Annotated in this window: 7 protein-coding genes; all 7 read right to left on the bottom strand. The window is 41.6% G+C overall.

The genetic code is table 11. The annotated features are described in order from the left end of the window. Positions 1–3: 3 nt before the first annotated feature. Positions 4–3,093: an efflux RND transporter permease subunit gene (locus CH352_RS05090; protein WP_100705374.1), complete on the bottom strand. Its 3,090-nt coding sequence runs from the start codon at positions 3,091–3,093 to the stop codon at positions 4–6. Then, on the bottom strand, positions 3,094–4,614 hold the full coding sequence (locus CH352_RS05085) for an efflux RND transporter periplasmic adaptor subunit (protein WP_100705375.1): 1,521 nt from the start codon (positions 4,612–4,614) through the stop codon (positions 3,094–3,096). A 54-nt stretch (positions 4,615–4,668) separates the two neighbouring features. Further along, positions 4,669–5,160, bottom strand: coding sequence for a tetratricopeptide repeat protein (locus tag CH352_RS05080; protein ID WP_125169467.1), 492 nt, complete (start codon positions 5,158–5,160; stop codon positions 4,669–4,671). Between the two features lie 114 nt (positions 5,161–5,274). Continuing rightward, positions 5,275–5,973, bottom strand: a complete 699-nt coding sequence (locus tag CH352_RS05075) for a lipoprotein (protein WP_100705377.1) — start codon at positions 5,971–5,973, stop codon at positions 5,275–5,277. Then, complete coding sequence (locus CH352_RS05070) at positions 5,974–7,752, bottom strand: Ig-like domain-containing domain (protein WP_100705378.1); 1,779 nt, start codon at positions 7,750–7,752, stop codon at positions 5,974–5,976. It lies immediately after the preceding gene. Positions 7,753–7,781: 29 nt separating this feature from the next. Continuing rightward, a complete protein-coding gene (locus CH352_RS05065) occupies positions 7,782–9,278 on the bottom strand; it encodes a TolC family protein (protein WP_100705752.1) in 1,497 nt (498 codons plus the stop codon). 258 nt (positions 9,279–9,536) lie between these two features. Next, positions 9,537–12,668 carry an Lcl domain-containing protein gene (locus CH352_RS05060; RefSeq protein WP_165780143.1) on the bottom strand — a complete coding sequence of 1,044 codons (3,132 nt, stop codon included), beginning with the start codon at positions 12,666–12,668 and terminating at the stop codon, positions 9,537–9,539. Positions 12,669–12,685 lie beyond the last annotated feature (17 nt).

Here is a 12,685-nt window from a genome sequence, read left to right as displayed (position 1 = left end):
CGACTAAGCCCTTTCTTTATTCTTCAAAAGATAAAAGAAGAGAACAGGGATCAGATAAAGACTAAAGAAGAAGGAGGTCAAAAGACCTACGATACTAACGATCGCCATAGGAGACTGGAACTCGGTCCCTTTTTGGAGCTCCAACATGATAGGCAATAAACCTAAAATTGTAGTCGCGTTATTCATCAGGATCGGACGTAAAACAATCTTGCCGCTATCCACGATAACCTTACGCAAAGGAATATTCTCTTTAGAGAGTAGATGAACATACTCATAATAAAGTGCAGCGTTATCTACGACTACCCCGAGAAGTAAGACCAAACCCATAAAGGAACTAACGTTTAAGCTCTTACCGAAAAGATACAAAGCGGGAAACACCCCGATAAACATAAGTGGGATCGTGCAGATCATAATCAAAGAATACAGTAAAGATTCGAACTGACTCGCAAGTAACATATAGATAAGAACGATCGCTAAAATGAACGCAAAGATCAGATCGCCGAAAGACCTATCGATATTCTCCTGTTCTCCCGCAAACCTAACCCGATATCCTTCCGGCAAATTCATTTTGGAGATTACATCTTTAACATCATCATACGGATTATTAGATTCGCTGAAATCCACCTCCGCAGTAACCAAATTCACTCTGGAATTTCCGGAACGAATGATAGAGACCGGAGCCTGAGTTTCTTTAATGGTGCCTATCTGAGAAAGTTGGACCAAATTCCCATTCGGTGATTGGATCCTCATCCCTAGTACCTTATCCAGAGAATCTACATCTCCTTTTTTAAAGAAGAGTCTAACGTCTCTATTCCGATTCTCCAATTTAATTTTAGTCACTACGGAACCGAAATTTGCCATACGAAGATAATTGGATAGATAGTCGTTATTCAGATTAAAGAAACTTGCCTTAATGGAATCAAAGCTCAGATCGTATTCGACCGAAGTATCCTCCATACTAACCCGAGTATCTTTGATCCCCGGCAATTTGGAAAGTCTGGATTTTAAATTACTTCCTATTTCCTTTAAAGTTTGGAGATTCTCCCCTAAAATTTCTAAACTGAGACCGTTCCCTTCAGCGGAAACTACAGAAGCCAAGACATCCCCACTGTTTTCAAAATGAATTTCCGTTTCTTCCGAAAGACGTAGCGACTTCCTAAACTTAGAGATAAATTCTGCAGACGAAGACCAGGAACCCTCTTTCAAGATCACTCTTAGAACAGCCCTATTCGAACCCCAATTTCCCCTCTTCTTAGAGCCCAATTGATCTTCTTCAAAACCGATACGAGTAATTACACTCTTCACATCCGGATCCTTCAGCAAAGAGGACTCCAAAGAAGAAACGACTTCCGAGGTATGAATAAGCCCCGATCCATTTTTAGCTTTGATAAAGATCGAAAATTCTCCGGTGTCTACTCTCGGAACGAACTCTTTCGGAAGTATAAATAGAAAAGCTACCGAAACTATAAATAAAATAGAAATCGATCGGATCAAAGGTTTCGGTTCTTCGATATAGGAAATCAGCTTAGTCTCATATTTGGACAAAAGATTTCTGTGAAATTCTTCGGAACGTTTAAAGATCACTTCTTTTAAGAATTTCGGTTCCATAGAAACCGAATACAAAACGGAAGTCATCATAGGGATTAGGGTCAAGGAAGCGAGTAGACTCATCAAGAGAGAGATCGTAATTGCAAGCGCCATCTCTCCGAAAACGATACCGATCATACTCTTAAAGAAAATGATCGGCAAAAAAACGATCACTGTAGTCAGAGTAGCGGATACAACGGAACCCGTAACTTCCGCAGTTCCCTTCAGAGAAGCTTCCTTGATCGGAACACCTCTGGAAAGATTCCTTTCGATCGAGGAAAAAACGACGTTACTCGTATCGAAAAGCATACCGATACCTAAAGCCATCCCACCTAAAGACATCATATTTAAGGAAATTCCGAAGACGTAAAAAAGCAAAAGTGTCGAAAAAAGCGACGCAGGAATAACGGTAAGCAGAATGATCGGGCTTTTCAAATTTCGAAGCAAAAATACTAAAACCAAAAAGGCCAGGATCATCCCCGTAATTAAAGAGCCTGTAACTCCTGAAATCGATTCTCTGATAAATTTGGATTCGTCGTATACGATTTCCGCGGATAATTCTTTTCCGAATTTCTGATTAATATTACTTAATTCTAATTTAATACGATCGGAAATTTCGACCGAATTTCTACCTGATTCCTTATATAAGTAGGCTATAACGCAGTCTTTACCGTTATATCTTGCGATACCTGTCTGTTCTCTAAATCCTACATGAACATCCGCAAAAGAGCCCAAACGGATCGGAACACCTTGGGAATTGTTGCCGACTACTGTTTCGCCAATATTTGCGACTGACTTGAATTCTCCTACTGCACGGATCAAATAATCCTTATCACCCACCGGCAAAGTACCAGCAGGATAACTAACGTTCGAAAGCGAAATCGCTTTTCTGATATCAAAAAGGGAAATGCTATAGGAGTTCATCTTCTCCGAATCGATCTCAATCGATACTTCCTTTTTGAATCCTCCCGAAAACTGGACCGCAGCAAGTCCTTCCACTCTTTCGAAATAAACCTTCACACTGTCTGCCAGGAAAGACCTCAATTCCTGGTCTTTCATTCCTGCTTTTGGAAAGATCGCAATCTCCTGAAAAGCGGATTGAGAAGGATCGAAACGAATGACGATAGGTCGATTCGCATCCTGAGGCAAAGAGTCCCTTACTAAGTCGATCCTCTCTCGGATCTCTATGATTGCAAAGTCTACTGAAGTATGATTTGAAAATTGGACTGTAACAGTAGAGAGACCTTCCATCGACTCCGAACGAACCGACTCCACTCCGCCGATCGTACTAACCGCATCTGAAATCGGTTTTGTGATAAGACTCTCTACCTCATCCGAAGACGAATTAGGATAACCGGTAACGATAGTTACTTTCGGAAACTCCAGATCGGGCATTAGATTGATTTTTAGATTTTCTAGAGCGATAAGTCCGAAAATATCGAGAGCGGACCAAATCATGGCAACCGTCACCGGTCTACCGATGCAGAACCGAAGGATCGCTTTCATTTATCTACTGAAAGAAGGCGTCACGGGCATGCCGTCCCTCAATTGGGAAAGTTTTTCCAAAAGAACAACATCGTTCTGCTGGAGCCCTTGGAGAATTTCTACATCATTCCCGTATTTTTTTCCAACTTTAACTTCAGTGCTATAACAACGACCGTCTTTGAAAACGAAAACTGAAGATTTATCTCCTTCATTAGCAAGTAAAGAGATCGATGGAAGAAGAATAGTAGGAGTCGGATTTCCCAAAACGATGTTCGCTCTGATAAACATTCCGGGCTTTAATTTTTTACCTACGTTCTCTACGATCGCTCTGACTTCCACAGTATGCGCTTTCTGATCCACCAGAGGGCTCACCAAAGTTACTTTCCCGGAAAATTTTATATCAGGAAAAACATCTGCAAAAAAATCTACACGCATTCCTTTTTTCAAAACTGTAGATTCGGTTTCCGTAATATTAAAAACTGCATATACTTTATTAATGTTGATGATAGTAAGAACCGCTGGATTTCCCGACGAACCTCCCAGAAGTTCTCCCTCGGACTTATACTTCTTAGCGACTACACCCCTCATAGGAGAATAAACTATGACTTCCTTCAGCATAGTTTTGGTAGAGTTCACTTGCGCTTCGTGGGATCTACATACCCCTTCCATCGCCTCGTATTCCGCTCTTTCTATTTTAGTATTGATTTCCTTGAAAAGATTGAGTTTTTCCTCTTTAGAACGCGGGAGTACATAACCGTTCTGAACGATATCCTCGTCGGTCAATCCTATACTACGGATTTCCTTATCCCTTTTAGCTACTCCTAATGCTGTTTCCTTTGTAGTTAACCCAAGTTTGGCGGTCTCGAACTCTTCCTTACTAAGACCACCGACCTTATAAACCTCTTCTATTGCGAAAAAAGTAGCTCTGGCTTTTTCGAGTTCTTCTCTTGCCTTTTCGAAGATAGCCTCGCTTTTTTCCTTTTCTTGGAGCAAGCCATATACATTCATTTTGGCTTTTTCCCACTTCTCTCTCGCCAAACGAGCTTGGGATCGGGAAGCTTCTAAAGTCGCCTGCTGTTTCATCAACTCCAGTTCCATCTGAAGGCTTTCGACTTGGAACACCTTCTGTCCTAAAGAGACTTCCTCACCTTCTTGAACGAAGATCTTTTCCAGTCTTCCGCCGATCTTGGAGAATATATCCGCCTTACTTTCAAAATCGACTAGACCGGACACATCTATATTCGGAGAGATCATACGTTGCTCGACTTTTAGAGCGCCTATAGATGGAACATTTTGAGCGTCGTCTGATTCTCCAAAAGCTCCCCCAAACCCTCTCTCTTCGAAACTTTCGGACCGATTCGGCTTTCCGAAAACCGCATGAGCAGGCTTGAACACAAAATCTCCGGCCTTAGTTACAAACTGATTGGCCCGAGCTCCTCTAGTCGCCTTGGAATAGATGAAAAAGCTAACCAAATAAACCGTGATACCAATCGCGATATATCGAATAACTTTATTGGAAAATAATAACTTAAATAAATCCATAATATTCACTGCGAACTATCCGTTCGAAAAGCGATTAGTCGGAAATTCGACTGCTTATTCTTTTTTTGTAAAAGCCTGGAACTGTTTAAAGTGAAAATCGGCCTTCTGGGCGACATTCGCTCTTTTATAAATTCCCGACAACTGTTTATGTGCGAGGGCTATCTGCGGCGTCTGCAAAATCATTTGCGAATAATTCTGGATTGCCAAATCCGTCTTACCTGCTTCTTCCAAAAGCCTACCACCGATATACAAAGCCTCTAGATTATTCGGATCTCTTTTCATAAATGCCTGAAGATTCTCGAAAACCGACTGGTCACGAACCCCGGAAGCAAATTGGCATTTTAGGATCCAAAGTAACGCCGTTAAATTTTCCGGATCCTTATCGTATATTTCTTCGAAGTATTTCTTGGCTTCGGGAAATTTAAGATCGTAATAGTTGATTTTTCCCATAACGAATAAAGTATCCTTATATCCAGGATTTTCCTTATGGATCTCGTTTAGGATTTTCAAAGCTTCTGATCTTTTATTGACCCAAAAAAGATTCATAGCCTTAGCGTATTTTTCTTCTAAGGCTTTATCGTTACTTCCGCAGGAGGAGGCAAAAAGTAGGAATAGAATAGAAAGAAATAAAAATGGTCGTCGCAAAATCATATATGTTGGTTAAAATTTCCACCACGGTTTAGGATCTTCTCTTTTTTCCAATTTGTCGATGACTCGACTGCAAATGGATTTCAAAAGTTCCGCCTCAGTTAAGGTTCTACCCTCGACTGTATAGTTTATACCGCTCACAAATTTTCCGTTTTTATCGAATATTTCCAAAAACAGGATCCCGTTTTCGATCTTATCCAGTATTTTACGATTATCGTTCATCGCGAGAGCGCCCTGGATAAAAAAATCGAAATGTGTAACTGCTTGAACCGTTTTAATTTCGGATTCTCTTAATAATTTAGAACTGTAATCCGGAGATAGAAAGCCTGAATCTTGTCCGCCAGGGCTTACCCCGCCTCCGCTCATCTTAGCGTTTTCCGCCAATTGAGCCAAAATATCTTTAGGTTCTTTCTTGCTTCCGATCTCCCTTGAAGCCGAATCTTCGGTAACCTTGATATAGTCGTCCAAAACCAGAATACCGTAACCTGCATTCAAAAGTTCGAACTTAAGCATATTTGATAAGTTCTTAGTATTGTATGGATCGAAATGGTTATCCCGGTTCTCTATATAACCCAAAAGATAGGTAGATTTGACCGATTCTTTTTTAATCGCAATCCTCATTGAGCCGGAATTCAAAAAACCGGAATAAGAGCAATTTACGGAAAAGAATATTAGAATAATCGAAATAGATATGTACTTATTAAAAAACATTTACTGACTCACCGCGGAGAATGTGAATGGAGAACTCAAACTACGACCGTTGACATCAGTCGCAGAACTATTGACCTCGATCGTATACACCGGACTATTCGGGTCGACTGCAATCGGAGCGTATGCGTTCGTAAAATCCAACCCCGCTTTTGTTAGATTATAATCTCCCGAAGCACCGAACGCACCATTACCACCGCAACTGGCTTCGATTTCGGCAAATTTCAAATCTAAAACTCTACAGCCGAATGGATAAGAGACCTGGCAATCGCTCCAACTCCAAGTGGATAGACGAATTACTGTAGAAGTCCCTGAAACTCTACTCAAAGAAACCGCACTAGCAGTGGTCCCCGTATCCATATAGTTATTGAAGACCAATCTAAAATCGTCTGTGGTTTGATCCGCACAGGAAGTGGCCGTCGCCGCACCGTCATCTCCACCTCTAAACTTATACGAACTCGGAGAAAGAACCGGCAAAGAAGAATCCCACCAACAGAATCCTAAATTCCAGTCTCCACCGGTAGAACTCCCTGTTCCTGGATAAGTAGTAGAACAACCAGGCGCACCAGTTTGACTAGCTAACCCTACAGCTTGAACGATCGGAGCCGAGTTCAACGCCCCCGCCACAAAACTTCCGACTACAGCTTGCTGCATCGAGATCAAACTGGATGATTGTGCGGAGGTTCCTACACCAACTTGATAACGAGTACCGAACGACAAGGTAGAATCCGAAACCAGAGTAAGAGTCTGGTTACCGTTCGACCAACTAAAACTACCAGGAATACTAGGAGAAAAAGAAACGGCATTTTGAGTACTTTGAGTATCCATCGGAGTAGTAAAATTGAATGTAATCGTATTATTAGTAGGATTACCCACGCAGCCGTTATTCACAGTACTAGTTAAGAAATTAGTCGCACTTCCGATCCCAGCCTGACAACCTGCTTGCGAACCGCTCAAAACTGTCATGGAAGAAACACCTGGATTGGCATTACCGGACCCGACGTAGAAACTTGACTGAACTGATTGTTTCATTGCGATATTATTCTGATCCGTAGCGGATGCTCCCACTACGACAGTATAACGTTGATTCAGGTTTAGCGCAGAGTCTAAAGTAATCGTAAGAATTGTATTAGAGGTCCAGGTATAACTTCCAGAAACGCTAGGACTGATCGAAATCGCCGAATTCGTAGTCTGAGTATTCATCGGACGAGAAAAATTGATCAGAATTTGATTCTGAGAAGGATTTCCCATACAGGCATTCTGCACGTTCCCATTCAAAAAGTCGGTTAACGCAGCATTTGAAGTGTTACATGCGGAAGAAGTGCCCGCATACACATACATACCGGAGATCGTCGGATTAGAACCCAAACTTCCTGTCGAAGTTCCTACAGCTACGGAGGCACTAAACGGATTCTGAATATCCATACCATCCGGATCTTCACATGCTTTCGTAAGATTGAAAGTATATGTCCCTGCATTCAAAGCGGAAGTAGGAGTGAAGGTTAAAATTAAACCTGCAGTATTGCTAAAAAATCCGGGAGTCGACGGAGAAATCGTAAACGCAAGCTGACAACTATTGATATTCATAGGTCGACTAAAACCGATGGAAAAAGATTGGTTAGTCGGCAAATTTTGCATACCGGAAGCGGGATTACTGAAAATAACTTTGGGCGGTTCTGTCTCTCCTATAAAAGGATCCACCTTCAATAAATTTTTCGCAACCGAATCACAATTAGTTAAGGCCGAAACGATGATCAATCCGATGATTAAAAATCTCTTCATATATTTATACTTTCCTCGTTTCCCTTTACTCAATTCGCACCGGGGAAAGAAGCCCCATCATTGGAATCTACAGCCGCTGCTTTTTTTGGATCTTTCCCTTGCAATAATGCACCGATCAAAGAGTTTCCTCTCCCTTTTTGGAATTGGATCAGTTTTCTCTGAGTTACATCCACATTCGCAATATAAGCCGCTTCGTAGCAGCTAATCATATAGCCAACTAAAGAGTCGGTCAATTCCTGCTCCGCACGGACAAAATCCAATTCGGAATTCAAAAGATCTTCCTTCTTAGATTGACCTACATTCATTTTAGTATTACTAATCTTTAATGCTTCCCAATTCAAAAGAACTCTAGAATTGGAGATTTTCAGAAGCTCCCAGGCTTCCGTAGTACGGTCCAAACTCTTTTGCACTTCGACCGCGACTTGGTTTTCCATATTCTTAAGACTTAAGACCGCTTCCGATAATTGCACTTCGCCTTCCATGATCTTACGGGAGTAGGCCATATTATCGAAAAACTTGATCGTGCTGGATTCATATCCGTTTAAACCGGGACCGACAGTTTGGTTACCAAAACCGGGATATGTTTGGATACCGGTTCCATCCTTCTGAACACCCATACTCCCGTTCGATTGAACGACGGAACTACCGAGCGGCATAACGAAATTGAAATTAACTCCATAAATATCGTGACGTAACGGAAATTCATTACCGTTCTTACCTGCATAACCTCCTAAATAGAGCTTAGGTATCCAGTAGTTATCCGCTATTTTTTTCTCATTCTTAAGTTTTCGAACGATAACCTGGGATTTTTTCAAATCCTCTCTAGTGTTAATAGCTCGAATAATCGTTTCTTCCGTGTCGAAAACAGGTTCGGTAATTGCGAAATCTGTATAAATATTCTCTTCTAGATCGATATCCACATGGAAGTCTAAAGACAAAACCTGCTTCAATTCCAAAAGCGCTTGATTAGACTCGTTCTTAAATTTCAGAAAAGTAAATTGGGCCTGTTTGATCTTATTCGAAACTTCCATCAATTGGACTTTCGTAATAAGTCCTTGGCTAAATTCGACCTTAGACTTCCTCAAGGATTCTTCCATCTTCTCTACCGATTTGCGGCCTAATAAGATTTTTCCTTTAGCAGCCAAGGCTTTCATATAAGCCTTTTGAATCTCCAATTTGACCTTTGTTGAGTTGATCTTAAAATCCTGTTCGTTCAAAAGATCGTTTAATTTAGCGACTTCTACCTGGAGACTGGCTTCTCCTCCGTCAAAGACAAGCTGCTGGACTGTTAAGCGCACATCGTTATATAGGTTATCGGAAGAACCGGTATTAACATTCCGTAAACCCAGATACTGTACTCCGACCTTAGGAAGAAATTCTCTCCATCTTTCGGCAATTACCATCTTTGCGATTTCTTTTTTGGAATCCAGGGTTCGCAGAATAATATTATTCGTAGTCCCGATCAAAACGGCTTGGTCCATATTCATATGGATCCTAACTCTTTCTACGTTCCCGCGATTCTGCATAACGGTTTGAGGAAAAATCGAACGAAACAAAAAGAGGGAAGATAATATTATAAAAACTTGAATCACTTGGAAGCGACTAAAATGAATTCTCTTTTTAGAAAAATCTATTTTGTCAGAAAATATCCTCATAAAACTCCTCAACGACATACCACTCCGAAAAAGAATTGCTACTTATGTCAATCCTTAGTATTCACATCCCTCTTTTGGAAGACTCTTGAAAATGACGGCAATATTCGCAATATAATTTTTCCAATTCGCTTAATCGGTAACACAACGTACGAAATACGCGTTACTCTTCGCTGCAAAAGGGCTAACCAATCCTCGATTAAAATGAACATACCATGCGTTCGAAGGCGATGGTGAATAGGAAGTAGAAGACCAATAATAATTTGATAATGTACCGGGGAAATAAGTTGCATCCACCGAAGGATTGGCCTTTGAGTAATCCATAATAGATCTCAACTCATTGATATTTGGCAATCGCCAAGTCTTGCCAACAAGAGTTAATGCATTACAACTTGCTAAAGCTGCAGTCCAAGTAGAACTAGTCGCCGAACCTGTGTTACAACTCGTTCCGGATAATCCGTTTGTACATTTTTGCCACATCAAACCGGTCACATTATCCGTAACTGTACCATCTTCTACTCCGGCGACCTTATTGATCGTGAAAGATATCTGTGCCGAATGAGAATTAGAAGAAGAGACACAAAAGATCCCGTTAGAAGTAGGTTTAACAGAGGTTGTTGCGGAACCATCGCTAAAGACAGTAGCCCAAGAATAATACGGGTCACCAAAGTAAGATGTAGCACTCCAATAATTAGCCCAATATGTGGAGAGTGAACCGCTGGAAGTACTTAAAAATGCGTTAGTATCGATTGCAGGCGTGCTTCCGGAACCGTAGGTAGGCAGAGTCGCAAGCTCGGAAGCGGTTGGTAATCTCCAATTTGAGATATTACCGTAAGTGGAAAGATTCAAAGTGGAACAGGCATTTACAGCAGAAAGAAGCGGCGTGGTTTGGCTATTGTCATTATAGAAAGGCCAAGGGCCTAAAGAACCGGATGTATTTTTTACGCATGTATCCGGAGTTCCGGTTTGCACTTCCCATCCCAAAGCGCAAGTTTTCCAAACTAACCCTGTGGATACATCGGTAGTAATATACCCTGAGCCGATATTTGTAGGTCCAGTATAACTTCTGTTAGTGTTCTTGCTTGTATAATCGCCGTCTTGACCGGTTCCGGTGCATGGAATAGGATTTCCATTAGCATCTGAACAGGAAGCCTGGCTAGTCTTCAATACAGGGAACTTTTTCGGCTCTTTCGTGGTTGTAAAGCTTACGTTCACATCGGAAGCTATCGCATTTCCGGCAAGGTCTTTGATATATGTATTCGGAAAAGAAAGCAAAACCTTAGTATTCTCCGGATAATTAATCCAAGAAAGATCTACCACAAGCTTAGTCTTATTTACGTCAGCCCAAGTGAATTTTGCAGAGACATCCGTACAATTCAAACTTAATCCATCGTATACATAAGCCGTAATCGCAGCGGGAGTCGTAGGTGCTGAAGAAGGACAAAGATTGGAATCAGTTGCAGGGATCAAAGTGGCGTCCATCGGTTCGCTAAATTGGATCGTTAATGTAGCAGGTGATACCGCAATGCTCAATCCATTGTTTGCCGGAGTAGAAGAAGAAACGGTGGGCAACACACTATCCTTAGTAATCGTCGTACTCAAACTTCCGTATTGAGGATCCAAACTAGCATTCGCAATACAAATCAAAACCGTATTGGAACCGTTTACAAAATTGGAATTATCTAAAATGGAAGATACTTGGACGTTTGCAGTTGCCGTACCACCCACATTCGTTCCGGTAGCCAAAGTACCAGAATTGCATGTAGCGGAAGATCCGATGTATATTTTATAAAAACCGGATAGACTCGCCTGCCAATCGATTCGAACAGTGGAGCTAGAGTTAGAATTGACCGCCTTGCTCACAGGAATATAAGCATTTACTGTCACAGTCGCAACCGAAGAATTAATAGCGTATGTAGAACTAAGAATGGTTGAAATATTCCCCGCGCTATCTCTTGCGACTGATCTGATCTCAGTTGAACCGTTCGAGAGCCCGATCGAAGAACCGGAATAAAGATTACCGTTCGATATTACGCCTGTTGTCGGATTGATAGAAGGATCCGAACCGTCTAACGTATAAGCGATCTTACAACTACTTGTATCGTTACAACCCAATTGAATGTTCTGAGGAGAAGATCCGTAAGTTCCGGCACCTGGATTCGGAGTAATAGATGGCGCAGTATCATCCCTGGTAATAGTTAAGATCGAATGTCCGCTTAAACCCGAAGTAACGCAAAGGTAGATTGAATTGGATCCTAAGCTCAACTGACTTGCGGAGATTGTGGATGGAATATTGGTATTTGCTGTCGCTGTACCGCTATTTAAAACGGTTCCATCGCTACAGTTAGTCGCATTTAAACGAATCGAATAGGAACCGGATTGACTGGACTGCCAAGAAACATTTGCAGATTGGATCGAACCAGAATTCACACTAAGATATGCGGAGGTTAAAGCGCTGGTGATGGAAATAATCGGAATATTATGATTGATCTGGTAAACTGCAGTTTGGACACTCTCAACATTTCCGGCAAAATCCCTGCATCGATATTTAATCGTATAACTGCCGTCTCCTGCTCCGCCAACAGCAAATGAAGCTCGAGGAGGATTGGTAACTTTTCCGTTCAAAGGAGAGAAGGTGGGGACCGAACCATCGGTAGTATAAACTATATTGCCTGGGGCTACATTATCAGAGCAATTGATAGTTACGGATTGGCTTCCACCATAAAGACCTGGAGTAGGACTAATCAAACTGCTGGGACTAGTTGAGTCACCTGCCATATCGGAAAGAATAGGGTTGTCCGCCACCCCATCTAAATTCGTATCGAATCCGCGAGTATTCAATACGACCACTTGCCCACCCGAACAATTAATTCCTGTATTTAAAGTAACACTCCCGCTTCCCCCAAAGCAAAGATAATAGTCTAAAATACCGTCCCCATTTGCATCCACGGCAAAGGGTTTACCATTACTAGCATACAACAGGATCAAATTCGGAACGGAAGTATTCTCAGTAGCAATTCCAACAGTCGTTCCATTATTACTAGGATCCAGTACGCTACCGACAAGAGGCGGAACACGTGTTCCGTTCAGGCTAATAGATTTTCCTGGAGTTATCGAGTTTCCATTCGTTGCCCCTAGGCTTTCGGATAATAATTGAAGTAAAGCGGACTGAATAGAACTCTGAAGGTTTTCCGGTCCACAATTGACAAATAGCAATAAGACTAAAATGAATTGGGCAAAAAAAGAAATGGAGAGTTTAGACATAAATCGGTCGCATTTTG

The organism is Leptospira hartskeerlii (assembly GCF_002811475.1).
Taxonomy (GTDB): Bacteria; Spirochaetota; Leptospiria; order Leptospirales; family Leptospiraceae; genus Leptospira_B; species Leptospira_B hartskeerlii.
Note: the sequence above shows the minus strand (reverse complement) of the source record. Positions and strands in the feature narration are given on the sequence as shown.

What these genes read in the sequence shown, in the direction of transcription:
- CH352_RS05060 (WP_165780143.1), bottom strand. Translation starts at nt 12,668, where the DNA reads ATGTCTAAACTCTCCATTTCTTTTTTTGCCCAATTCATTTTAGTCTTA.
- CH352_RS05070 (WP_100705378.1), bottom strand. Translation starts at nt 7,752, where the DNA reads ATGAAGAGATTTTTAATCATCGGATTGATCATCGTTTCGGCCTTAACT.
- CH352_RS05065 (WP_100705752.1), bottom strand. Translation starts at nt 9,278, where the DNA reads ATGCAGAATCGCGGGAACGTAGAAAGAGTTAGGATCCATATGAATATG.
- CH352_RS05075 (WP_100705377.1), bottom strand. Translation starts at nt 5,973, where the DNA reads ATGTTTTTTAATAAGTACATATCTATTTCGATTATTCTAATATTCTTT.
- CH352_RS05080 (WP_125169467.1), bottom strand. Translation starts at nt 5,160, where the DNA reads ATGAATCTTTTTTGGGTCAATAAAAGATCAGAAGCTTTGAAAATCCTA.
- CH352_RS05085 (WP_100705375.1), bottom strand. Translation starts at nt 4,614, where the DNA reads ATGGATTTATTTAAGTTATTATTTTCCAATAAAGTTATTCGATATATC.
- CH352_RS05090 (WP_100705374.1), bottom strand. Translation starts at nt 3,093, where the DNA reads ATGAAAGCGATCCTTCGGTTCTGCATCGGTAGACCGGTGACGGTTGCC.